General features: G+C 74.5%; 22 protein-coding genes. 17 read left to right on the top strand and 5 right to left on the bottom strand.

Annotated elements, in window-relative coordinates:
* Positions 1 to 12 precede the first annotated feature (12 nt).
* Positions 13 to 804, top strand: a complete 792-nt coding sequence (locus EV188_RS00785; RefSeq protein ID WP_133824355.1) for a TIGR04282 family arsenosugar biosynthesis glycosyltransferase — start codon at positions 13 to 15, stop codon at positions 802 to 804.
* A complete protein-coding gene (locus tag EV188_RS00780) occupies positions 801 to 1,508 on the top strand; it encodes a class I SAM-dependent methyltransferase (RefSeq protein ID WP_133824354.1) in 708 nt (235 codons plus the stop codon). Before EV188_RS00785 ends, EV188_RS00780 begins: the two co-directional genes overlap by 4 nt.
* Before the next feature lie 3 nt (positions 1,509 to 1,511).
* Here the strand turns inward: EV188_RS00780 and EV188_RS00775 are convergent, their stop codons facing one another.
* Positions 1,512 to 3,140: a S1C family serine protease gene (locus EV188_RS00775; RefSeq protein ID WP_133824353.1), complete on the bottom strand. Its 1,629-nt coding sequence runs from the start codon at positions 3,138 to 3,140 to the stop codon at positions 1,512 to 1,514.
* A gap of 202 nt (positions 3,141 to 3,342) precedes the next feature.
* Between EV188_RS00775 and EV188_RS00770 the strand changes: the two genes are divergently transcribed.
* Positions 3,343 to 4,803 carry a HAMP domain-containing sensor histidine kinase gene (locus EV188_RS00770; protein WP_425550171.1) on the top strand — a complete coding sequence of 487 codons (1,461 nt, stop codon included), beginning with the start codon at positions 3,343 to 3,345 and terminating at the stop codon, positions 4,801 to 4,803.
* A gap of 121 nt (positions 4,804 to 4,924) precedes the next feature.
* Positions 4,925 to 6,112 carry an LLM class flavin-dependent oxidoreductase gene (locus EV188_RS00765; RefSeq protein ID WP_133824351.1) on the top strand — a complete coding sequence of 396 codons (1,188 nt, stop codon included), beginning with the start codon at positions 4,925 to 4,927 and terminating at the stop codon, positions 6,110 to 6,112.
* 61 nt (positions 6,113 to 6,173) lie between these two features.
* Here the strand turns inward: EV188_RS00765 and EV188_RS00760 are convergent, their stop codons facing one another.
* Positions 6,174 to 6,878 (bottom strand): response regulator transcription factor, encoded by a 705-nt coding sequence (locus EV188_RS00760; protein WP_133824350.1) that lies wholly within the window; start codon positions 6,876 to 6,878, stop codon positions 6,174 to 6,176.
* Positions 6,879 to 7,156: 278 nt separating this feature from the next.
* Here EV188_RS00760 and EV188_RS00755 point away from each other — a divergent pair, with 278 nt between their 5' ends.
* Complete coding sequence (locus EV188_RS00755) at positions 7,157 to 8,317, top strand: L,D-transpeptidase (protein ID WP_133824349.1); 1,161 nt, start codon at positions 7,157 to 7,159, stop codon at positions 8,315 to 8,317.
* Here EV188_RS00755 and EV188_RS00750 read toward each other — a convergent pair.
* The 3 genes from EV188_RS00750 to EV188_RS00740 are packed head-to-tail and all read right to left on the bottom strand — an operon-like array spanning position 8,309 to position 10,801.
* Positions 8,309 to 9,190: a family 43 glycosylhydrolase gene (locus EV188_RS00750; protein WP_133824348.1), complete on the bottom strand. Its 882-nt coding sequence runs from the start codon at positions 9,188 to 9,190 to the stop codon at positions 8,309 to 8,311. The two genes, EV188_RS00755 and EV188_RS00750, sit on opposite strands and share 9 nt — an antisense overlap.
* A gap of 43 nt (positions 9,191 to 9,233) precedes the next feature.
* Positions 9,234 to 9,806 (bottom strand): hypothetical protein, encoded by a 573-nt coding sequence (locus tag EV188_RS00745; protein WP_133824347.1) that lies wholly within the window; start codon positions 9,804 to 9,806, stop codon positions 9,234 to 9,236.
* 11 nt (positions 9,807 to 9,817) lie between these two features.
* On the bottom strand, positions 9,818 to 10,801 hold the full coding sequence (locus EV188_RS00740; RefSeq protein WP_133824346.1) for a helix-turn-helix transcriptional regulator: 984 nt from the start codon (positions 10,799 to 10,801) through the stop codon (positions 9,818 to 9,820).
* 62 nt (positions 10,802 to 10,863) lie between these two features.
* Between EV188_RS00740 and EV188_RS00735 the strand changes: the two genes are divergently transcribed.
* The 12 genes from EV188_RS00735 to EV188_RS00680 all read left to right on the top strand — a co-directional run bounded on the left by EV188_RS00735 (position 10,864) and on the right by EV188_RS00680 (position 23,391).
* Positions 10,864 to 11,742: a DNA-3-methyladenine glycosylase family protein gene (locus tag EV188_RS00735; protein WP_133824345.1), complete on the top strand. Its 879-nt coding sequence runs from the start codon at positions 10,864 to 10,866 to the stop codon at positions 11,740 to 11,742.
* Between the two features lie 26 nt (positions 11,743 to 11,768).
* Complete coding sequence (locus EV188_RS00730) at positions 11,769 to 12,359, top strand: TIGR03086 family metal-binding protein (protein ID WP_133824344.1); 591 nt, start codon at positions 11,769 to 11,771, stop codon at positions 12,357 to 12,359.
* Between the two features lie 60 nt (positions 12,360 to 12,419).
* Positions 12,420 to 13,799: an MFS transporter gene (locus EV188_RS00725; RefSeq protein ID WP_133824343.1), complete on the top strand. Its 1,380-nt coding sequence runs from the start codon at positions 12,420 to 12,422 to the stop codon at positions 13,797 to 13,799.
* Between the two features lie 126 nt (positions 13,800 to 13,925).
* Positions 13,926 to 14,414, top strand: coding sequence for a MarR family winged helix-turn-helix transcriptional regulator (locus EV188_RS00720; protein WP_166659662.1), 489 nt, complete (start codon positions 13,926 to 13,928; stop codon positions 14,412 to 14,414).
* 180 nt (positions 14,415 to 14,594) lie between these two features.
* Positions 14,595 to 15,863: an FAD-dependent monooxygenase gene (locus tag EV188_RS00715; protein ID WP_133824342.1), complete on the top strand. Its 1,269-nt coding sequence runs from the start codon at positions 14,595 to 14,597 to the stop codon at positions 15,861 to 15,863.
* Between the two features lie 47 nt (positions 15,864 to 15,910).
* Positions 15,911 to 17,317, top strand: coding sequence for an MFS transporter (locus EV188_RS00710; protein ID WP_133824341.1), 1,407 nt, complete (start codon positions 15,911 to 15,913; stop codon positions 17,315 to 17,317).
* Positions 17,318 to 17,421: 104 nt separating this feature from the next.
* Complete coding sequence (locus EV188_RS00705) at positions 17,422 to 18,291, top strand: FAD binding domain-containing protein (protein ID WP_133824340.1); 870 nt, start codon at positions 17,422 to 17,424, stop codon at positions 18,289 to 18,291.
* The gene (locus tag EV188_RS00700) at positions 18,288 to 20,681 is read left to right on the top strand and encodes a xanthine dehydrogenase family protein molybdopterin-binding subunit (RefSeq protein WP_133824339.1); all 2,394 of its coding nucleotides are present in this window, start codon (positions 18,288 to 18,290) and stop codon (positions 20,679 to 20,681) included. Before EV188_RS00705 ends, EV188_RS00700 begins: the two co-directional genes overlap by 4 nt.
* Positions 20,678 to 21,169, top strand: a complete 492-nt coding sequence (locus EV188_RS00695) for a (2Fe-2S)-binding protein (protein ID WP_133824338.1) — start codon at positions 20,678 to 20,680, stop codon at positions 21,167 to 21,169. Before EV188_RS00700 ends, EV188_RS00695 begins: the two co-directional genes overlap by 4 nt.
* The gene (locus tag EV188_RS00690; RefSeq protein ID WP_133824337.1) at positions 21,166 to 21,885 is read left to right on the top strand and encodes an SRPBCC family protein; all 720 of its coding nucleotides are present in this window, start codon (positions 21,166 to 21,168) and stop codon (positions 21,883 to 21,885) included. Before EV188_RS00695 ends, EV188_RS00690 begins: the two co-directional genes overlap by 4 nt.
* Positions 21,875 to 22,546 carry an isochorismatase family protein gene (locus EV188_RS00685; RefSeq protein ID WP_243741387.1) on the top strand — a complete coding sequence of 224 codons (672 nt, stop codon included), beginning with the start codon at positions 21,875 to 21,877 and terminating at the stop codon, positions 22,544 to 22,546. The genes EV188_RS00690 and EV188_RS00685 overlap by 11 nt, the downstream gene beginning before the upstream one ends.
* Complete coding sequence (locus EV188_RS00680) at positions 22,543 to 23,391, top strand: alpha/beta fold hydrolase (RefSeq protein WP_133824336.1); 849 nt, start codon at positions 22,543 to 22,545, stop codon at positions 23,389 to 23,391. Before EV188_RS00685 ends, EV188_RS00680 begins: the two co-directional genes overlap by 4 nt.
* Positions 23,392 to 23,525: the final 134 nt, after the last annotated feature.

The raw sequence follows: 23,525 nt of genomic DNA, 5'->3' as shown, positions 1-23,525 counted from the left end.
AACGCGCGGACCATGCGGACCAGTGCGCCGGTCACGAGGGTCGTCCTCGTGCTCGCGAAGGCTCCCGTCGCGGGACGGGTCAAGACCCGGCTGACGACGGCCACGACGCCGGCCGGGGCGGCGGGCATCGCCGCGGCGGCCCTGCTCGACACCCTCGACGCCGCGCGGGCGGTGCGCGACGCGCAGGTCGTCGTCGCGCTCGCGGGCGACCCGGCCGAGGCCGAGCGGCGCGACGAGATCGCCACGGCGCTCGCCGGCACCGTCGTCGTGCCGCAGCGCGGCGACACCCTCGGCGAGCGGATCACCGCCGCCCACGACGACGTCGCCGACGCGTTCCCCGGCGCGGTGAGTGTGCAGATCGGGATGGACACCCCGCAGGTGGACCCGGTGCTGCTCACCGACGCCCTCGACCTCGTCACCACCGACGCCGACGCCGCGCTCGGGCCCGCGCTCGACGGGGGCTGGTGGGCGCTCGCGCTGGCCGACCCGCGCCGCGCCGGCCTCATCGCCGACGTGCCGACCTCCCGCGACGACACCGGCGCCCGGACGCTCGCCGAGCTGCGCGCCGGCCACGCGGGCCTGACGCCGAGCCGGGTGCTCGAGCTGCCGGCCCTGTCCGACGTCGACACCCCCGACGACGCCGTCGCCGTCGCCGACCTCGCCCCCACCGGCCGGTTCGCCCGCGCCGTCGCGGACGTCCTCCCCGCCCGTCGTCCCGCCCGCGCCGTTGCGGACGCACTCCCCGCTACTGGGTCGAGCTCCGCTCCGCTTCGTCTCCCTGCCACCGGAGGCCTCCCACGATGACCCGCACGACGTCGGGACCACCGGCCGCCGAGATGATCGTCGGGGCGGTCGACACCGGGACCACCGTCTTCGACGCCGCGCTCGCCGGGCGCAGCCAGCGCCTGGTCCGCCACGACGGGGTCGTGCTGCCCCTGGCCGTGCAGCGCTGGCACGACGACGCCGACACCGACGACGACTGGCTGCTCGGCCGCTGCTCCGGGCCCACCCTCGACCTCGGCTGCGGGCCCGGCCGGCTCGTCGTCGCGCTCGCCGACCGCGGGGTGGCCGCCCTCGGCGTGGACGTGTCCGTGCAGGCCGTCCAGCGCTGCCTCGAGCGCGGCGCCGCGGTGCTGCACCGCGACGCCTTCGAGCGCCTGCCCGGCGAGGGCCGTTGGCAGCACGTCGTGCTCGCCGACGGCAACATCGGCATCGGCGGCGACCCCGTGACCCTGCTGCGCCGCTGCCGCGCCCTGCTCGCCGACGGCGGGACGATCCTGCTCGAGCTCGAGCCCGACGCGGGCCTGTGGTGCGGCGCCGCCTACCTCGAGTGCCTCGACGAGCCCGCCCTCGACACGCTGAGCTTCGACACGCTGTCCGACGCTCCCTGGTTCCCCTGGGCCGTGCTCGGCCCGCACGCCGTCGACGACGTGGCCGCCGAGGCCGGGCTCGCCGTCGTCGCCCACGAGGACGGCGCCCGGGTGTTCGTCGAGCTCGCCCCGGTCTGACGCTCAGCGTCCCCCGATGACCCGGCTCCCCAGGGTCACGGTCACCTGCCGCGTCCCGCCCGGCGCCTGCAGGGTCAGCGTCACGGTCTGACCCGGCGCCCGCGACTGGATCGCCGCGACGAACGCGTTGGCGTCCTCGATGACCCGGTTGTCGACGCCCACGACGACGTCGCCCGCCGCGACCCCGGCGGCGGCCGCCGGCGAGCCGGGCGCCACGTCCGCCATCGCCGCGCCGCGCGGGGCCGCGTTGGCGACGCCGACGCCGATCACGGCCTGGGTGGCCTGGCCGGTGTCGACGAGCTCGGTCGCGAGGCGGCGGGCCTGGTTGATCGGGATCGCGAAGCCGAGGCCGATCGAGCCGCCCTCCTGACCGGAGCCGCCGGTGACGCTCGCGATCGCGGTGTTCACGCCGATCACGCGGCCCTGGAAGTCGACGAGGGGCCCGCCGGAGTTGCCGGGGTTGATGGCGGCGTCGGTCTGGATGGCGTCGAGCACGCTGCTCTGCCCGGCGCCGGACCCGCCGGCCTCGACGGGCCGCTGCAGGGCGCTGACGATGCCGGTGGTGACCGTGCCGGACAGCCCCAGCGGCGACCCGACCGCCATGACGGGCTGGCCCTGGACGAGCTCGTCGGAGTTGCCGAGGGAGGCCGCGCGCAGGTTGGTCACCCCGCTCGCGCGGACCACCGCGATGTCGGCCGCCGGCGCGGTGCCGACGACCTGCACCGGCGCGGCCCGGCCGTCGGAGAAGATCGCCTCGAGCCCGCCGCCCTGGCCGGCCTGCAGGACGTGGTTGTTGGTCATGATCAGGCCGTCGGCCGACAGCACGATCCCCGAGCCCTCGCCGGCCTGACCGCGGATCTGCACGGCGCTGGGCAGCACGTTCGCCGCGATCGCCTCGACCGACCCGGGCGCGGGCGCCGGCCCCTCGCTCTCCGGCACCGGCTCCTCGAGCGCCGTGCCCTGCGACGAGCTCGACGACCCGCCGAAGCCGCCCACGACCGCCGCGCCGATGACGCCGCCGATCAGGCCCGCGACGAGCGCGAGCGCGACGAGCCCGAGGGTGCCGCGGCGCCGCGGGGCGCCGGGACCACCCGGCCCGCCACCGCCCGGACCGGGCCCGCCCCACCCCGCGCCGGGGTCGCGCGGCCAGCCGCCGGGCGGGGTCGCCGGCCCGGGCGACGCGGCGCCCCAGCCGGTGCCCGGGGCGCCCGGCGACGTCGGGGGCGCGAACCCGCCGGGCGGCATCTCGCGGGTCTGCGGGGCGGTCGCCGGGTAGGCCGGGACGGCGCCGAACGCCGCCGTCGCGCCCGCCGAGGACGGGGGCTGACCGAGACCGGGCGGGGGCTGCTGGGCCGGCTGCGTGGGCGCCTGCGTGGGTGGCTGGGTGGGCGCCTGCGTGGGTGGTTGGGTCGGCGCCTGGCTCGGCGCGCTGTACGGCGTCGCGCCGTCGGTCGTGCCGACGCGGGCGGTCTCGTACTCCCGGCCCGTGCCCTCGGCCCAGCGCACACCGCCGGGGCCCGACGACGACCCCTCCTCGGGGGCGGGCGAGGCGGACGTCGAGCCGCCGGGCGCGTCGGTCCCCGCGGGGCCGGGGCCGTCCGCGGCGGAGGGCGCGGCGTCGTTCTCGCTCATGCCCCAACCCTCTCGCATCGACCGTCCGGGCGCGTCGACCGGCGTCCCGCTCCCCACCGGTCGGCGGACGGGGGAAGCTGGTGAGGTGGAACGTCCCGCGCCCGGCCCGTCGACCGATGCTCCCCCGGCCGACGACGAGCGTCCCGCCACGTTCCCGGACGGTCCCACCGGCAGCCCGCTCGGCACCCCGACCGGTCCCCCGCTGGACGGCCGCACCCCCGCCGAGCGCCCGGCCGCGGACGACGAGGACCCGCCACCGGGGCTGATCCGGCACCTCCTGCAGGGGATCCCGCTGCGCCGGCGGGTCGGCATCCTCGTCTCGGTCGGCGGCGGGCTGCTCGTCGCGCTGATCGCGATCGCGGTGTTCTTCACCGCCCAGCGCGCCCTCTACGACCAGCTCGACGAGAGCCTCGTGCAGCGCGCGACGGTGGCCGCGTCCGGCGACCTCGCCGACCCCGCGATCCTGCTGCGCGTCTCCTCCGACGCCCTCGCGGCCGGCGAGGTCCGTGTCGCGATCGTCACGGCGGACGGCGAGTTCGTCACCCTGCGGGGCAACAGCCCCCCGCTCGGCGCGGCCGAGGTCTCCGCGGCGCGCCAGGACCCGCCGACGTCCGTGCGCACGGGCGTCGCGGACGGCGAGGTCTACCGCGTCGTCGCCGTCTACGCGGGCGAGGGCCGCGCGCTCGTGCTCGCCCAGGAGCTCGACCCGACGCGGCGGACGCTCTCCAAGCTCGCGGTGGTGCTGCTCGTCGCCGGCGCGTCCGGGGTGCTGCTCGCCGCGCTCACCGGCGTCGCGATCGCCCGCGCCGGGCTGCGGCCCGTCGAGCGGCTGATCTCGGCGACCGAGCGCGTCGCGCGCACCGGTGACCTGCGCCCGATCCCCGTCACCGGCGGCGACGAGCTCGCGCGCCTGACCAGCAGCTTCAACGCCATGCTCGCCGCGCTGGCGTCGTCGATCGAGCGACAACGCCGGCTCGTGGCCGACGCCGGGCACGAGCTGCGCACGCCTCTGACCTCGCTGCGCACCAACCTCGAGCTCCTCATGGCCTCCGACCGCGCCTCCGGCCAGCCGGGCGCGCCCACGCTCTCGGCGCAGGACCGCGAGGAGCTGCAGGCCGACCTGCGCGCCCAGGTCGACGAGCTGGCGAACCTCATCGGCGACGTCGTCGAGCTCGCCCGCGACGACCCGCCCGAGGTCGCCGCCGAGCCGCTCGACCTCGCCGACGTCGTCGAGCGCGCCCTCGACCGGGCCCGGCGCCGCGCCGCCGCCGAGAACGTCACCTTCGACGTCGACCTCGCGTCGTGCGAGGTCACCGGCGACGCCAACGCCCTCGAGCGGGCCGCGCTGAACCTGCTCGACAACGCCGCGAAGTGGAGCCCGCCGGGCGGCACCGTGCGCGTGACGCTGCGCGAGGGCGTGGCGCCGGAGCGGCCGGGCACCGCGGTGCTCGAGGTCGCCGACCAGGGGCCGGGCATCGCCGACGAGGAGCTCGACCTGGTCTTCGAGCGCTTCTACCGCTCGCTGGACGCGCGGACGATGAGCGGGTCGGGGCTCGGGCTGTCGATCGTCGCCCAGGTGGCCGACCGCCACCACGGCGGCGTCTCGGCCCAGCGCGCGCCCGAGGGCGGGGCGCTGCTGCGGTTCTGGATGCCCCGGAGATGACGCCGCGCTGATAGACACCGACGTTCCACAAATCGCTCACGGAGCGTCATGCGGTCTGTACGTGTCCCTGTGACCCGGCTTACGGTCGGGGTGCGGACGACTCGACGAGGAGAGACCCCCTGTGAGCAGACTGCGCTTCGGCACGTTCCTGGCCCCGTTCCACCGCGCCGGTGAGAACCCGACCCTCGCCCTGCAGCGCGATCTCGAGCTGATCGAGCACCTCGACGCGCTGGGCATCGACGAGGCCTGGATCGGGGAGCACCACTCGGCGGGCAGCGAGATCATCGCCTCCCCGGAGATCTTCATCGCGGCCGCCGCCGAGCGGACCAGGCGGATCAAGCTCGGCACCGGCGTGACCTCGGCGAGCTACCACAACCCGCTGTGGGTGGCCGATCGCATGGTGCTGCTCGACCACCTCACGCGCGGGCGCACGATGCTCGGCGTCGGCCCCGGCTCTCTGCCCAGCGACTCGGCGATGATCGGGCTGAACCCCACCGACACGCGCGAGCTGCTCGACGTCAACCTCGACATCATCATGCGGCTGCTGCGCGGCGAGGTCGTCACCGAGCAGACCAAGACCCACAACCTCATCGAGGCCCAGCTGCAGCTGCGGCCCTACACCGAGCCGTGCTTCGACATCGCCGTCGCGGCCGTCGCCTCGCCGACCGGGCCGCGCATGGCCGGGCGTCACGGCGCCGGCCTGCTCTCGATCGGCGCGACGCTCTCGCAGGACGGCTTCGACGCGCTCGCCCACCACTGGAACGTCGTCGAGGAGCGCGCCCAGCACTACGGGCAGCCCGCGCCGGACCGCGAGAAGTGGCGCCTGGTCGGTCTCATGCACATCGCCGAGACCAAGGAGCAGGCCTACCGCGACGTCGAGTACGGGATCGAGAACTGGTTCCGCTACTTCCAGAAGACCGCGGCGTTCCCGCAGATGGGCGTCGAGGGCGGCGACGTCAAGGAGATGATCGACTTCATCAACGAGGCCGGCATCGGGGCGATCGGGACGCCGGACGACGCGAAGGCGCAGGTCCAGCGCCTCGCCGACCAGTCCGGCGGCTTCGGCGCGATGCTGCTGCTCGGGCACGAGTGGGCGAACCCGCAGGCCACGAAGCGCTCGTGGGAGCTCATCGCCCAGAACGTCGTCCCGCACTTCCAGGGCACGACGTGGGGCGGGCGCAGCCACGCCGAGTCGACCCAGGCCGCCAAGGAGCGCGCGGGGCTCAAGCGCGACGAGTACGCGGCCACCCAGCTCGAGGCCGTCGACCACATGACCAAGAAGTACGAGGCCGAGGTCGCCTCGAAGTAGTCCGACCGGAGTATGTGAGCGAACTTTGGGGCTATAGCCCCAAAGTTCGCTCACATAGGGATCAGGGTGGTGTCTCGCGCAGCACGTAACCCACGCCGCGGACGGTGTGGATGAGGCGGACCTCGCCCTCCGCCTCGGTCTTGCGGCGCAGGTAGCCGACGTAGACCTCGAGCGCGTTGCCCGTGGTCGGGAAGTCGTAGCCCCAGACGTCCTCGAGGATGCGGCTGCGCGTGAGCACGCGGCGCGGGTTGGCCATGAACAGCTCGAGCAGCGAGAACTCGGTGCGCGTGAGGCTGATCGGGCGCTCGCCGCGGGTGACCTCGCGCGTCACGGGGTCGAGCGAGAGGTCGGCGAAGCGCAGCGGCTCCGGGTCGGGCGAGCCCGCCTGCTCCTCGGGCGTCGTGCGGCGCAGCAGCGCCCGCAGGCGGGCGAGCAGCTCCTCGAGCGCGAAGGGCTTGGCGAGGTAGTCGTCGGCGCCCGCGTCGAGGCCGGCCACGCGGTCCGACACCGCCTCGCGCGCGGTGAGGACGAGCACCGGGATGTCGTCGCCGGCGTTGCGCAGCCGGCGGCACACCTCGAGCCCGTCGACGCGCGGCATCATCACGTCGAGGACCAGCGCGTCGGGCCGCGGGCCGGCGTCGTTCGCCAGGGCGTCGAGCGCCTGCTGGCCGTCCGCCGCGAGCTCGACCTGGTAGCCGTTGAACGCCAGCGAGCGGCGCAGCGAGTCGCGCACCGCCCGGTCGTCGTCCGCGACGAGGATCCGCATGGCGGACAGTGTGGCCGCACGTCCTGAGACGGTGCTGAGACGCGCCGAGCGTCCGGTCACCCGTCCGGCGCAACCGTCCGGGGACGGACCGTGGTCGTCGAACCGCCCGAGATGTCCGTTGCGAAGTCGACATCGACGACACGCAACCGCGAACCGTGCCGGTGCGTCTCGCATGGTTGAGGATGGACAGTCGGGATGTCCCGGATCGGGACGAGGGGGACGGTGTGTCGAGGACGGAGCGCAGCCGCGTGAGGACTTCTCGCAGGCTCGATCGGGCGATGACGGGCCCGGTGATCGCGCTGCTCGCCCTGGTGGCCCTGCTGGGTGGGTGTGCCGCGGTGGGCGGTCCGCCGCCGCCACCGCCCGTGCCGCCGGTGGCGCTCGCCGCCTCCGTCGCCCCGGGCGCGACCGACGTCGCCCCGGCCGAGCCGCTCACCGTGTCCGCCGCCGGCGGCCGGCTGACCACCGTCACGGTGACCCCCACCGGCGGCGCCGCGCTGGCCGGCACGCCCGACCCGTCGGGCACGCGCTGGACGAGCCCCCAGCTCGCCTACGGCACCGAGTACCGCGTCCAGGCGGCCGGCGTCGACGAGCAGGGTCGCCCCGGCGCTCCGCTCGACCAGACCTTCACCACCGTCGCGCCCGAGAAGACCCTCGAGATCGCGAGCATCCGCCCCACCGACGGCCAGACCGTCGGCGTCGCCATGCCGATCTCGATCAACTTCGACTCCCCCGTCACCGACCGCGCCGCCGTGGAGCGCCGCGTGTCGGTGCAGACCTCGACGCCCACCGAGGGCTCGTTCCGCTGGATGTCGGACGAGCAGCTCAACTGGCGCCCGAAGGACTACTGGCGACCCGGCACCCAGGTGTCGGTGAGCGCCCGCCTCTTCGGCGTCGACAGCGGCGAGGGCGTCTACGGCGAGGAGGACCGCTCCTTCTCGTTCACCGTCGGCCGCGACCAGCGCGCCCGCGGCGACGTCAACGCCCACACGCTCGTGCTCTACCAGGACGGCCAGGAGTTCAAGAGCATGCCGGCCTCCTACGGCCGGGCGCAGTACCCGACGCAGTACGGCGTGCACGTCGCGTTCGAGAAGCACGAGGTCAAGCGCATGCGCTCCGACACGTGGGGCGGGCCGGCCGAGGGCACGCCGGGCTTCTACGACGAGGACCTGCCGCTGGCCGTGCGCATCTCCAACAACGGCGAGTTCGTGCACGTCAACGCGGCCACCACCCGCCAGCAGGGGCGCAGCAACGTCTCGCACGGCTGTGTGAACCTCTCGCCCACCAACGGCCAGTTCTTCTTCAACTGGGTGCAGATGGGCGACCCGGTGGAGATCGTCGGCTCCGAGCGCCCGCTGACGACGCGCGACGGCGACATCGCCGACTGGACGATCCCGTGGGAGGAGTACCGGCAGGGCTCGGCGCTCGCGTCAACCTGACCCGAGCAGTCCCTCGCCGGTCATCCGCACCCGCTCGATCCGCCCGTCCGCGTCGTACGACAGGCGGTCGGCGCACACCGAGCGGCGGTGGTTCCCGCCGCCCGGCAGCACGCCGTTGTGGTAGAAGAAGATCCACTCGCCGTGGAACGCCACGATGCACGGCCGGTTGGTCGCGCAGTTGCCGGGCACCTCGTTGACGATCCCCTCGACCGTCCACGGCCCCTCGGGGCCGCGGCTGCGGGCGTACGCGACGCGCTGCGGGTGGCCGACCCCGTAGGACAGGTAGCACCACCCATCGCGCGCGTGGACGTGCGCGCCCTCGGCGAACCCCGGCAGCTCGATCTCGGTGACCGGGCCGGCGAGCGCGGTCATCGTGTCGTCCAGGCGAGCGGTGAAGCAGCGGTGCTTGCCCCAGTACAGGTACGCCTGCCCCTCGTGGACGAGCACCCACGGGTCGATCGTGTGGTCGCGCCCGTCGTCGTCCGGGACGTCGTTCGTGATCAGCGCGCGGCCCAGGGCGTCGCGGAACGGGCCGGTGGGATGGTCGGCGACCGCCACGGCGATCGCCCCGCCGGGCACCGTCGCGTGGTTCACCGCGAGGTACCACCAGAACCGGCCGTGCCGCTCCACCACGCACGACGCCTTCGCCCCGTCGCGGGCCCACGCGAAGTCGTCGACGCGCAGCAGCGGACCGTGCGGGGTCCACGACCGCAGGTCGCTCGACGACCAGCACAGCCAGTCGCGCATGACGAAGCGGTCCGCGTCGGGCGGGGCCTCGTCGTGGCCGGTGTAGAGGTAGGCGGTGCCGTCGTGGACGAGCAGGGCCGGGTCCGACGTGTAGACGTCGGTGATGATCGGGTTGCCGTCCGTCACGGAACCGGACGCTAGGGGACGACCCCGACAGCGCTCCCGGAGATCAGAACTCCACGCGCACGAGGCCCAGCACCTCGGCGCGCCAGTCGGCGTAGGCCTTGCCGATGGCCTCGCGGTCGCCGGTCTGCGCCGACGGGGCCTCCGACGGCGCGCCGCCCTCGAGGCTCGCGGCGATGTCCGCGCCGCTCCACTCGGGCCCGGCGGTGCGCACCTTCAGGTGCGCGGGCGCCCGCTCGGCGCGCAGGGCGTGCGCGAGCACCCGCATGAGCGCCGTGCGCGCCTGCTGGTCGTCCGGGGCGTCGACGTCGATGTTCGTCTGGCCGCCGACGAGCACCACCGTGGAGGCGTCGTGCAGCGCGGGCAGCACGGTCTCGGCGGCGCGGAAGCGGCTGAGCAGGCCCTCGGAGAGGAACTGCTCGACCCGCGAGACCAGGCTGCCGCTGCGCGGGGTCATGGCCACCGGGAGCTGCACGTACGCGTCGAACGACTGTCCCGCCACCGCCTCGCCGAGGCGGTCGAGCGAGTCGACCACCGTGGTCTCCGCCCCGGTGGCCTTGATGGCCTCCGCCACCTCGCTCAGTCGCTCGCCGCCACCGGTCACCAGCACGCTCGTCATGGCGCGTGACCCTAATCGGGAGGGGCGTCCCCCGGCATCGTGTAGAGCGCCACCACGCGCGCCGCGGCGTCGGCCATCTCCGCGCGCAGTTCCGCGGGCTCCACGACCTCGACCGCCTCGCCGTAGCCCAGCAGCCCGGCCCGCGCGGCGACGAGCGAGCGGAACGGGGCGCTCATCACCTCGCGGCCGTCCGCCTCGACGCCGTCGGTACGCCACGGCCCGGCCTGCACGGCCATCGCGACCCGGCGCAGCGTCGGCGCCCACGCCGGGTCGACGCGCACCCGCACGTCCACCTCGTCGCTGGGCGCCTGCAGCCGGTCGCGCAGCTCGGCCCACACCTCGGCGAGGCCGCGCTCGTCGGGGCGGCGGGCGGGCGTCCCGGTGGCGGCGACCTCCCGGACCCGGCTGACCCGGTACATCTTCGGCTGCCCGCGGTGGGCGGCCACGAGGTACCAGGTGCCGGCCTTGCTGACCAGGCCGTACGGGTCGACGGTGCGCCACGTGGCCTCGACGGCGTCGCCGGTGGCGTAGTGGATTCGGACCCGCTCGTCGGCGACCAGCGCGGCGTCGAGGGCGGGCAGGGCGGGCAGGTCCTCGGGCGCGCGCCGCCAGCCCTGGTGCTCGACGAGCAGGCGCCGGCGCGCCCGGTCGACGCCCTCGCGCCGGGCGTCGGGGATGGCCGCGAGCAGCTTGCGCGACGCCGACGCCAGCGCCGTCCCCAGCGCGCCGCCGTCCGCGGACGCCCCCAGCGCCACGAGCGCGCGCAGCTCGTCGTCGGTCATGCCCGTGACGTCGGTGCGGTAGCCCTCGAGGAGCGCGACGCCGCCGCGCCGCCCGCGCTCGCAGTACACCGGCACCCCGGCCGACGACAGCGCCTCGACGTCGCGCTGCACGGTGCGCGTGGACACCTCGAGGCGCCGGGCGATCTCGGGCGCGCTCAGGCGGCCGTGGGTCTGCAGGAGCAGCAGCGTCGCGAGCAGGCGGTCCGAGCGCACCCGTCGAGAATGCCTCAGAAACACGACAGCAGGTGTCGTGTATGGGGTCGCATCCTCTGCTCATGACCGCCCCACCCACCACCCGCGTCCTCGAGCCCCTCGGTCCGTTCGACCTCGAGCGCACCCGGGCGTTCGTCGGCCGCTGGGGCCCGATCACCCGGCACACGCCGTCTCCCGACGAGCCCCTGCGCCTCACCGCCCCGCTCGACGGCGACCAGCGCCCTGCGGCCTTCGCGCTGCGCCAGGCCGAGCCCGACGGGCCGGTGGAGGTCGAGATCGCCGGGGCCGAGGGCGCCGAGGACTTGGCCCTCGCCCAGGTCGCCCGCGTGCTCTCGCTCGACCACGACGCCCGGGACTACCCCGACGTGGGCCGCCGCGACCCGGTGATCGGCCGCCTGATGGCCGAGCACCCCGGCCTGCGCCCGACGCTCTTCGGCACGCCCTACGAGGCCGCCGCCTGGGGTGTCGTCTCGGCGCGGATCAGCGAGCGCCAGGCCGGGCTGCTCTTCCGCCGCCTCGCGGTCGCCCACGGCGAGACGCTGACCGTCGCGGGCGCCGAGGTCGCGGCGTTCCCGCGCCCCGAGGCCCTGCGCGAACTGGGCGAGCTCCCCGGGCTCGGCGCGGAGAAGGTGCGCCGCCTGCACGGCGTCGCCGAGGCCGCACTGGCCGGGGAGCTCGAGGTCGAGCGCCTGCGCGCGCTCGGATCCGACGGCGCCCGCGCCGCGCTGCAGCGCCTCCGCGGGATCGGCGCGTTCTACGCCTCGCTGATCTGGCTGCGCTCCTGCGGCGTGGTCGACGAGTGGCCCGACGGCGAGCCCCGCTGCCGCGCCGCGCTCGCCCGCCGCCACGGCCGCCACCCCGACGACCCGCTCGACGACCTCGTCGACGGGCTCCGCCCCTACCGCACCTGGGTCGCGCTGCTGCTGCGCGTCGCCGGCTGACACCCACCCCGAGAAGGAGACACACCATGACCGCGCCCGACCCCCGCCCCCTGCTCACCCGCGCGCTCGACCAGGTCGCCGAGCTCGTCGCGACCACCCCGCCCGACGCCGTCGAGCGCCCGACGCCCTGCGACGGCTGGGACGTCCGCACGTTGCTCGACCACCTCGTCGGCGTGCACCGCCGCATCGCGCACGTCGGCGCCGGTGGCCACTTCGCGGACGTCCCGTCCGACCCGGAGGTCGCGCCGGGCACCCACGTCGCCGAGCTCGCCGCGGCCCGCGCGGACATCGACCGGGTATGGATCCAGGACGAGGCGGTCCTCGACCGCGTGCTCACCGTGCCCTGGGGCACCATGCCGGGCCGGTTCGTCGGCTTCGGCTACGTCCAGGAGCTCACCGTGCACGCCTGGGACCTCGGCGCGGCCACCGGCCGCCTCGAGGGTCTCGACGACGAGCTCGCCCTGGGCGTCGAGGACAACGCCCGCCGCGTGCTGCCGGCCGAGCCCCGGGGCGGGCCGATCCCTTTCGGTCCGCCGGTCGAGGTCGCCGCCGACGCGCCGCCCTACGCGCGCCTGGTGGGCTGGCTGGGCCGCGATCCCCGAGGAGCATTTGTCTGATAGCCGGACAATCCGGATTCTCGCCCGGCGTGAGGTCCCCGTGAGCCCGACCATCGCTCGATGGCGGTCTCGACAGGGGCAACGGAGCCGACGAGCCCGGCCGGCGCGATCCTCGAGCGGCTGCCCCTCGCGGGGTGGCACCGCCGCCTGGTCGTGCTGGTCGGGATCGGCTCGTTCTTCGATCTGTACGAGGTGTTCCTCGGCGGGGTGCTGGCCCCGATCCTCGCCAAGGAGTTCTCGCTGGGGTCCGCGGGCAAGGCCGCGGTCGTCGCCAGCGGGTTCCTCGGGATGTTCGTCGGCGCGAACGTGCTGTCGGTGCTCGCCGACCGCATCGGGCGCCGGCGGGTGTTCCTGCTCAACCTGCTGACGTACTCGCTGTTCTCGCTGGCCGCGGCGTTCTCGCCCGACATCGGGTGGTTCCTCGTCCTGCGCTTCCTCGCCGGGATCGGGCTGGGCGCGGAGCTGGTGCTCGTCGACACCTACCTCGCCGAGTTCCTGCCCGCCCACGCCCGCGGGCGGTACACGGCGTGGGCGTACACGGTCGGCTTCCTCGGCGTCCCGGTGGCCGCGCTGCTCGGCGGCAAGCTCGTCGCCTCGGCGCAGATCCTCGGGATCGACGGGTGGCGCTGGCTGCTCATCGCCGGCGGGCTCGGCGCGGTGTTCGTGCTGGTTCTGCGCCGGGTGCTCCCGGAGTCGCCGCGCTGGCTGGAGTCGCAGGGACGCGACGACGAGGCGGTGGAGGTCGCCCGGACGATCGCCGCGAAGGTCGGGCGGCCGGTCTCCCCCGAGGAGGTCCCGCGCGCCGGACCGGCCGAGCCCGAGAAGCGCTCGACCGTCGACGTCCTGCGCACGGCGCTGACCGGCACCTACCGCCAGCGGATGATCATGCTGCTGATCTTCCAGGTGCTCCAGACCATCGCCTACTACGGCTTCGGCACGCTCGCCCCGCTCGTGCTGGTCAGCAAGGGCTTCGAGGTCACCGAGTCGCTGGGCTACGCCGCGCTGACCTTCTTCGGCTACCCGATCGGCTCGCTGATCTCGGTGCCGCTGGTGGAGCGCTTCGAGCGCAAGTGGCTGATCGTCGGCTCGGCGATCGCCATCGCCGTGCTCGGCATCGTCTTCGCCGCGGCGTCGGCGGTGTGGCTGATCGTGCTGGCCGGCTTCCTGCTGACCTCGGCGAGCAACATCTTCTCGAACGCGTTCCACATCTACCAGGCGGAGATCTTCCCGACCTCGATCCGCTCGACGGCGAGCGGCGTGGCCTACTCGCTCTCGCGGGCGACGTCGGTGGTCATGCCGTTCGTCGCCGTGCCCCTGCTGGCCACGGCGGGCCCGGTCGCCGTGTTCGGCGGCGCGGCGTTCATGATCCTGCTGCTCTGCCTCGACGTCGGCATCCTCGGCCCGCGCAGCACCGGGCTCACGCTCGAGGCCGTGGACTGACCCTTCACGTCACCCCCCGATTCGTTCCGAGCACGTATTATCCGAGGAGCGGGGAGTGACCCGAGGGTCACCGGGGGCGCGACGGACGGGGTGGACGCGGTGACGAGAGCGGCAGACACGAGAGCGGTGGCGAGCAAGGACACCAGCCGGCGCCGCGTGCGCCTCGACCCCCCGGCCGACCTGGTCGCCGCGCCCGGCTACGGCGCCCGGCGGCTCTACCAGGCCTACCTCGCCGCGTGGAGCCGGCACGTCGACTCGGTGCTCACCGGCCCGCAGTTCGCGGTGCTCTCCGCCGTGCGCGCCTACCCGGACGCCGACCAGACGTCGCTGGCCAGCGCGGTCGCCCTGGACACCTCGACGATGGCCGACGTCTGCCGGCGCATGGAGCGGCGCGGGCTGATCGCGCGCCACGAGGCCCCGCACGACGCGCGGGCGAAGGTCCTGACCCTCACCGACGAGGGCGCCGAGGCGCTCGCGGAGACCAACCGGCGCGCCCGCGCGCTCGACGAGGCCCTGCTCGCCGGCTGCCCGCCCGAGCAGCGCCCGCACCTGGCGTCGCTGTTCAACGACCTCGGGCAGCAGTGGGAGCAGGTCGCCGAGCGCGCCGAGCTCTGATCGCACAGGGAGCAACGACCGTCGGCTGCGGGCCCTCCTCCGTAGCCTGAACGGAGCATGCGCCCGCCTGCGATCTGTTACGGCCGTGTCTCGGGACACGTCAACCTATTGCGTCCTCGGATAGTACGTGCTCGGATTGAACGCAGCCGAACGCGAGCACCACACCGGGAGGGCGGCCAGATGGCGAGCCAGTCGTTCGAGGTCACCATCGTCGGAGGAGGGCTGGGCGGTCTCTGCGCCGCGCTGTCGCTCCGCCAGCGCGGCACGCGCGTCACCGTCGTCGAGGCCGCGCCCGAGCTCGGCGAGATCGGCGCCGGCATCCAGACCGCGCCGAACGCCAGCCGCATCCTCATCGGGCTCGGGCTGCGCGCCCAGCTCGAGGCGATCCGCACGCAGCCCGAGGACCAGGTCCGGCGCCGCTGGGCCGACGGCAGCATCATCGCCCAGCTCCCCCTCGGGCAGCGGGTGATCGACCAGTACGGCGCCCCGTACTGGCACTACCACCGCGCCGACCTGCACCGCGTCCTGCTCGACGCGTGCGCCGACCCCGAGGGCCCCGGCCCGGTCGTCGCCCTGCACACCGGCGCCAAGGTCGTCGAGCTCGACCGCACCGACCCGACGCGTCCCGTCGCGGTCGCCGAGGACGGCCGCCGCTTCGCCGGCGACGTGCTGATCGGCGCCGACGGCATCCGCTCCGCGGTCCGCGACCTCGCGGGCTTCGAGGACTCCCTGGTCTTCTCGGGCGAGATGGCCTACCGCGCGCTCATCCCCGGCGAGCTCGTCGCCGCGGACCCGGCGACCCGCTTCCTCATGGACCGCTACCACTCGACCATCTGGTACGGCCCGGACAAGCACCTCGTGCACTACGTCATCCGCGGCGGCCAGTACCTCAACGTCGTCGCGATCGTCCCGTGCTCGGACACCATCGAGCGCGACTGGAGCGGCCCCGCGACCCCCGACCAGCTCGCCGCGGACTTCGCCGACTGGGACGACCGCGTGCCGACCGTGCTCTCCAAGGCCAAGCCCGAGGACGTCTCGCTCTGGGCGATGTACCGCCGCCGCCGCGACCCGGTGTGGGTCGACGGCCGGGTCGCGCTGCTCGGCGACGCCTGCCACGCCATGCTCCCCTACCAGGCCCAGGGCGCCTCGCAGTCGATGGAGGACGCCGCGGTGCTCGCCGAGGAGCTGGGCCGGGTGACGCGCGACGACATCGACGGCGCCCTCGTGCGCTACGTCGACCGCCGGGCCAAGCACGCCGGCATGGTCCAGGACGCCTCGCTGCAGAACATGGCGTTCTACCACCTGCCCGACGGCCCCGAGCAGCGCGAGCGCGACGACAAGCTGCGCCGTTTCGACGGCGAGTCGGACGTCTCCTACGACTGGCTGTGGAACGGCAGCCCGCTGCACGACCACGACACCGAGTCCATCCACTACCAGTTCGCCCGCTGACGCGCGGACCGACGAGAACCCCCACCACCCGCGACGGGAGCGAACACATGCGCACCGGAGACCAGATCGTCCAGGACCTTCCCTGGCGCTGGGGCGTCCAAGGCAAGATTTTCCTCATCGGCGGCCTCGGCTACATGTTCGACGCCTGGGACGTCGCCCTCAACGGGTTCCTCACCCCGCTGATCGGCACCGAGTTCGGGCTCTCGCCGGCCCAGCGCGGCCTCGTCGCCACCGCCAACCTCATCGGCATGGCCGTCGGCGCCGTCGCCTGGGGCACGGTCGCCGACCGGATCGGGCGCAAGAAGGCCTTCAGCATCACCCTGCTGGTCTTCGCGCTGTTCTCGGTGTTCGGGGCGTTCTCGCCGAACATCGAGGTCTTCCTGCTGCTGCGCTTCCTCGCCGGCGTCGGCCTCGGCGGCTGTATCCCGGTCGACTACGCGATCGTCAGCGAGTTCTCGCCGAAGAAGCAGCGCGGCCGCGTGCTCGCCGCGATGGACGGCTGGTGGCCGATCGGCGCCACGCTCGCCGGCGTCTCGGCGACGCTGCTCGTGCCCGTCGAGGGCAACTGGCGCTGGATGCTCGTGCTGATGATCCTGCCGGCGCTCCTGCTGTTCTGGATCCGCCGCGGGGTGCCCGAGTCGCCGCTCTACCTCTCCCGCATGGGCCGCGAGACCGAGGCCCGCGCCGTCATCGACGACATGGTCACCCGCACCGGCGCCGCCCCGGAGCCCTACGTCATCCCCGAGCCGGTCGTCGAGGACAAGCGCGGCGGGGCGTGGGCCGCGGCCGTCGACCAGCTGCGCCGCGTCTGGGCCTTCAACCCGAAGATCACCGCCGTCGCCTGGTCGCTGTTCATCGCCGTGATGCTCGTGTACTACGCCGCCCTGAGCTGGATGCCCTCGATCCTCAAGGCCCAGGGCTTCGGCGAGATCGCGGCCTTCGCCTCGACCACGCTGATGAACGCGCTCGGCATCGTCGGTGTCGCCATCTCGGTGCTCGTCGTCGACCGCTACGGCCGCAAGCGCGTCATCGCGATCGCCGGTCCGGTCGCCGCGGCGACCCTGGTCCTGTTCTCGCTGCTGCTGGGCACGCCGACCCTCGCGATCGTCGCCATCGGGGCCTTCGGCCTCTTCGCGCTGATCGTCATCCCGGTCATGTACGCCTACGTCTCGGAGCTCTACCCGACCGAGCTGCGCGCCTCGGGCTTCGGCTGGGCGTCGTCGTCGAGCCGCGCGATCACCGGCTTCGCCCCGCTGCTGTTCGGCAGCGTGCTCTGGCCGGTGCTGGGCCTGCCCCTGACCTTCACCCTGCTCGGCGTGCTGGTCGTCGGCGCGGTGGTCTTCATGTGGGTCGGCGCGCCGGAGACCGCGGGCCGCGAGCTCGACCGGATCACCACCGACGTGCCGGACAGCCCGGCCGTCGAGTCCACCGGCACCGAGCGCACCACGGCCTGACCGCACCACCCGTTCCGAGCGAAGGGCACCTTCGGTCAGCCAGACCGGCCGCGGGTGCCCTTCGCCGGATCCTCGAGCCGCTCCCGAGAGGAGGCGCGGGGCCCATGAAGCCCGCCGCGTTCACCTACCACCGCGCGCACGACGTCGCCGACGCCGTCGCGCTGCTCACCGACCTCGCCGCGGCGGGCGAGGACCCCAAGGTCATCGCGGGCGGGCAGAGCCTCATGCCGATGATGAACTTCCGGCTCGCCCGGCCGACCGCGCTCGTCGACCTCGGCCCGCTGCGCCGGGTGCCGTCGATGACGGCGATCGACGTGTCCGACGGGGTGCTGACGCTCGGCGCCCTGGTCACCCACCACGCCGTGGAGACCGCGGCGCTCCCCCGCGAGTGGGCGGTGCTCTCGCGCGCCATGCGCTGGGTCGGGCACCTGCCGATCCGCAGCCGCGGCACGGTCGCCGGCAGCCTCGTGCACGGCGACGCGACCGCCGAGTGGTGCCTGCTCGCCCTGCTCCTCGACGCCGTCGTCGTTGCCGAGGGCCCGTCCGGGCGCCGCGAGATCCCCGCCGACGAGCTGTTCCACGGCTTCTACGCCACCGCCGTCGACCCGGACGAGGTCGTCGTCGAGGTCCGCTTCACCCGGCCCGCGCCGCACGCCGCGCTGTGCGAGTTCGCCCGCCGCCACGGGGACTTCGCGATCGTCGACGCGGCCGTCGCGCTCGACCTGTCCGACAGCGACTCCACCATCGTCACCGGCGGGCGCGTCGTCCTCGGCGGCGTCGCGCCGGCCCCGGTCCGGGTGCCCGAGGCCGAGGATGCACTGCACGGCGAGGCCGGGGACACGCTGTGGACCGCGGTCGCCGAGGCGGCCGCCGCGGCGATCGATCCCCCGGAGGACGAGGGCACCACCGCCGCCTACCGCCGGCGTCTGACGCGCACGCTCGTGGCGGACGCCTGTCGGGAGGCTGCGCGATGACGGCCACGGACCTGCCGACCGAGGTCACGGCCTCCGAGCCCCACTTCGAGAGCCGCAGGGGCCGCTGGGTCGGCGCCTCGATCCCCCGCCACGAGGACCCGCGCCTGCTCACCGGGCGCGGACGCTTCGTCGACGACATCGCCCTGCCCGGGATGCTGCACGCGGGCTTCGTGCGCGCGACCGTCGCGCACGCGCACGTCACCGCGATCGACCTGACCGCCACCCGCGCGGTCAGCGGGGTCATCGCCGCCTACGACGCGCGCGACCTGGCGCTCGGCGACATCGTCGCCCTGCTCGACCGGCCCGCCGAGGAGTTCACGCCGACGGCGATGCCGATCCTCGCCAAGGACAAGGTCCGGTTCGTCGGCGAGCCGCTGGCGATTGTCCTCGCGCGCGACCCGTACGCCGTCGAGGACGGCATCGAGGCCGCGGTGGTGGAGCACGAGTCGCTCGCCGTGGTGGTCGACGAGGAGAGCGGCTTCGCGGCCGACGCCCCGCTGGTCCACGACGAGGCGGCCGGCAACGTGCTGCTCGACGTGTCGATGTTCGACACGCCAGGTGTGGACGAGGCCTTCGAGGACGCGGACGTCACCGTCGAGGTCACCACCCGCAGCGGCCGGCAGAACGCGCTCCCGCTCGAGACCCGCGGCGTCGTCGCGTCGTGGGACGCCCGCGACGACCAGCTGCTCGTGCAGACGTGCACCCAGGTCCCCCACCAGGTCCGCACGCTCGTCGCCCGCTGCCTGGACGTCCCCGAGCGCACGATCCGCGTGACCGTCCCGGACATGGGCGGCGGCTTCGGGCAGAAGTGCGTGGTCGGGCGCGAGGAGGTCGCCGTGGCGGCCGTGGCGCACCGGCTGCACCGTCCCGTGAAGTGGATCGAGGACCGGCGCGAGGCCCTGACCGCCGGGTTCCTGGCCCGCGAGCAGACCTACCGCACGCGCGCGGCGTTCGACGCCGACGGCCACATCGCCGCGCTCGACGTCGACGTCGTCTGCGACATGGGCGCCTACTCCTGCTACCCCTTCACCGCGGGCATCGAGCCGCTGATGGCGTCCGCGGAGATGCCGAGCGTCTACCGCGTGCCCGCCTACCGGGTGCGCGGCCGGGCGCTGACCAGCAACAAGGCCCCGACCGCCCCGTACCGCGGGGTCAGCCGCCCGCAGTACGTGATGGCGATCGAGCGGGTCATGGAGCGCGCCGCCCGCGAGCTGGGCCTGGACCCGGTCGAGGTGCGCCGGCGCAACGTCATCACCGAGTTCCCGTACACCGGCGTCAATGCCGTCACCTACGACCCCGGCACCTACCGGGAGTCGCTCGACCTCGCCGAGAAGACCATCCGCGACGAGGGCTGGTACGAGCTGCGCGACGCGGGTGAGCGGCACATCGGCATCGGCTTCTGCTGCTTCTCCGAGCGCACCGGCTACGGGTCGGAGGCGTTCGCCAAGCGGAAGATGACCGTGGTCCCGGGCTTCGACCTCTCCGAGATCCGGATGGACACCACCGGCGCGGTGGTCGTCACCAGCGGCACGATGAACCACGGCCAGTCGCACGAGACGACGTTCGCGCAGATCGTCGCCGACCGGCTCGGCATCGACGTCGCCCGCGTCAAGCTGCGCCAGGGCGACACCGAGCGCATCGCCTACGGGTGGGGCACGTTCGCGTCGCGGTCGGTGACGATCGGTGGCTCGGCCGTCGCGCTCGCCTCCGAGCGGCTCGGCGAGCTGCTGTGCCGGATCGCCGCGCACCTGCTCGAGACGCGCCCGGAGAACGTCGCGATGGACGGCGACGGCGGGGTCGTGCAGCTCGACGACCCGTCGCGGCGGCTGTCGTACGAGGAGATCGCCGACGTCGCCTACCTGCGCAGCCACCTGCTGCCCAAGGACGTCGAGCCGGCGCTCACCGCCACCGCCAGCTTCGACGTCCCCGGCGACGGGACGTTCTCGAACGCCACGCACGCCGTCGTGGTCGAGGCCGACCCGGGCACGGGCGCGATCCGCATCCTGCGCTACGCGTGCGTCGAGGACTGCGGCGTCGTGATCCACCCGAAGGTCGTGGACGGGCAGTGCCGCGGCGGGATCGCGCAGGGCATCGCGGGCGCGCTGTTCGAGGAGGTCACGTACGACGCGCACGGCGAGCCGTCGGCGGCATCGTTCATCGACTACCTGGTGCCGACCGCGACCGAGATCCCCGACGTGTCGATCGCGCACCTCGAGACGCCGTGCGCGTTCACCGAGAACGGGGCCAAGGGCGCCGGCGAGGGCGGGACGATCGGGGCGCCCGCCGCGGTGCTCAACGCCGTCAACGACGCGCTGCGCCGCACCGGCGTCGAGCTCGACACCACGCCGATCCACCCCCGGGTGGTGGCCGACGCCCTGGAGGAGCTGTGAACGATCCGCACCTGCTGTCGCTGACCGTCAACGGCACCGAGGAGGAGGTCGTCGTCGAGCCGCGGCGCACGCTCGCCGACGTCCTGCGCCACGACCTGCGCCTCACGGGCACCCACGTGGGCTGCGAGCACGGGGTGTGCGGGGCGTGCACCGTGCTCGTCGACGACGCCCCGGTGCGCGCCTGCCTCGTGTTCGCCGTGCAGGCCGAGGGCGCCGACGTGCGCACGGTGGAGTCGCTCGACGCGGGCGGGCAGCTCTCCGACCTGCAGCAGGCGTTCTCCGACCACCACGGCCTGCAGTGCGGCTTCTGCACGCCCGGCTTCCTCATGCTGGCCGAGGGCGTGCTCGCGGAGTCCCCCGACGCCGATCGCGAGGAGATCCGCGAGGCCCTCTCGGCGAACCTCTGCCGCTGCACCGGCTACCAGACCATCGTCGACGCGGTGCACGCGACGGCGTGCACCCGGCGTTCTCAGGAGGTCCCGTCGTGATCCTGGACAACCACCTCGCGGTGCCGGCCGCGCCGGACGCGGTGTTCGCGCTGCTCAACGACGTCGAGCGCGTCGCCGGCTGCCTGCCGGGCGCGACGCTCGAGGGCCGTGAGGGCGAGGCGTACCGGGGACGCGTGAAGGTCAAGGTCGGCCCGATCAGCGCCGCCTACGCGGGCACGCTGCGCTTCACCGAGGTCGTGCCGGACCAGCGCACGCTGCGCCTGTCGGCGCGCGCCTCGGACGCCCACGGCGCCGGCGACGCGGAGGCCGACGTCGTGCTCTCGGTCGCCGAGGCCGACGGCGGCTCGACCCTCGACCTGCACACCGACCTGCTCATCCGCGGCAAGATCGCGCAGTTCGGCAAGGGCGCGATCACGACGGTCTCGAGCCGCCTGCTCGACCAGTTCGCCCGCAACCTCGCCGGCGAGCTCTCGTCCGGCTCGGGTGGGTCGGGCACCTCCGGTGCGAGCGATGCGGCATCGCTGGCGTCTTTGACGCCAGATCGAGGGGAGCACGCCGATAGGGCCACATCCTCGGATCGCGACACGCCGAGCGGGGATTCCCTCGACGGGCTCGCCATGCTCCTGCCCCCGAACGCCGGCCGCTGGGCCGCACTCGCCGGCGCCGCCCTGGTCGGCGTCGTCCAGGGCTACCTGTGGGGCCGCCTGCGCGGCCAGAAGATGCTGATCGAGGAGCTGCGACACCGTGACCGCTGACGAGACCCTGCACGGCGCCGAGACCGCCGCCGTCTACGACCGCGCCGGCTTCGGCGCCACGGTCCCCCGCGGGCCGCGCCCGGCGCTGGTCGTCGTCGACCTCACGCGCGGGTTCACCGAGCCCGACTTCCCGCTGGGCGCCGACCTGACCGCGGAGGTCGCCGCCGCGGCCCGGCTCGTCGAGGTCGCCCACGACCGCGACGTCCCGGTGATCGCCACCGCCGTCTCGTTCACCGCCGCGGAGGCCGACGGGGACGCCGTCGCCTGGCTGCGCAAGGCCCCGGGCGTGCGCGCGCTGCGGGAGGGCAGCGACGCCGTCGCCCTCGACGCGCGCCTCGGCCTGGCCCCCGACGACCACCTGATCCTCAAGAAGGGCGCCTCGGCGTTCCACGGGTCGTCGCTCGCCGCGCTCCTCACGGGCCTGCACGTCGACACCGCGGTGATCTGCGGCGCCACGACGTCCGGCTGCGTGCGCGCCACCGCCGTCGACGCGGTGCAGTGCGGCTTCGACACCCTCGTCGTCGCCGACGCCTGCGGCGACCGCGCCCGCGGCCCGCACGACGCCGCGCTCTACGACCTCCAGGCCAAGTACGCCGACGTCGTCGCCCTCGACGACGCCGTGAACTACCTCGACGACCCCTTCCGGAAGGCCGATCGGTGACCGAACCCGCCACACAGCGCGTCCTGACCCAGCCCGCGCTCGCCGACCTCGCCGAGACCGCGGCGGTGAGCCGCTGGGTGCGTTCCGGCGAGGTGCGCCTGCACGTCCTCGACCACGGCCCCGTCGACGGCGTGCCACTGCTGATCGTCCCGGGGATCACGAGCCCGGCGATCGCCATGGACTTCGTCGCCCGCGAGCTCACCGACCTCGTCCGCCCGCTGGTCCTCGACGTCCGCGGGCGCGGGTTCTCCGACAGCGGGGACGCCTGGGACCTCGACACCTACGCCGCCGACGTCGCCGCGGTGATCGACGGGCTCGGCCTCGAGCGCCCGCTCGTGCTCGGGCACTCGATGGGCGCGCGGATCACCGCCGTCGCCGCCACCCGCCTCGACCTGCGCGGCACCGTGCTCGTCGACCCGCCGATGAGCGGCCCCGGCCGCGGCCCCTACCCCACGACGCTCGACGCGTTCCTCGGGCAGCTCGACCAGGCGCGCCGGGGCACCGACGCCGACGAGGTCGCCGCGTCCTGGCCCCGCTGGCCCCGCCGCGAGCAGGAGCTCCGCGCCCACTGGATGAGCTCGATCTCGCGCGACGCGGTCATCGCGACCCACGCGGGCTTCGAGTCCGAGGACTTCTTCGCGACCTGGCCCTCGGTCCCCGCCCCGACCGTGCTCGTCCACGGCGGCGACAGCCCCGTCGTCACCGCCGCCGGCGCGGAGGAGGCGGCGAAGGCCAACCCGGAGGCGACGGTCATCGAGGTCCCGGGCACCGGCCACATGGTCTTCTGGGACGACCCCGCGGCCGCGCTCGCCGCGACCCGCGAGACCCTGCGCGCGCTGCTCTGAGCCTACGAAGCACTCGGCGATGGCATGGCGTTGTTGATCCGACGCGTGAGACGGACGCCAACCCGAAGGGATCGAGCCACCCTGCCGCAAGCGACGGGTCCTCCGCCAGCAGACTTAGGCTGGCGGGCCGAGGT

This window comes from Actinomycetospora succinea, from assembly GCF_004363095.1.
Taxonomy (GTDB): Bacteria; Actinomycetota; Actinomycetes; order Mycobacteriales; family Pseudonocardiaceae; genus Actinomycetospora; species Actinomycetospora succinea.
This window is presented reverse-complemented; position numbering and strand designations above follow the sequence as displayed.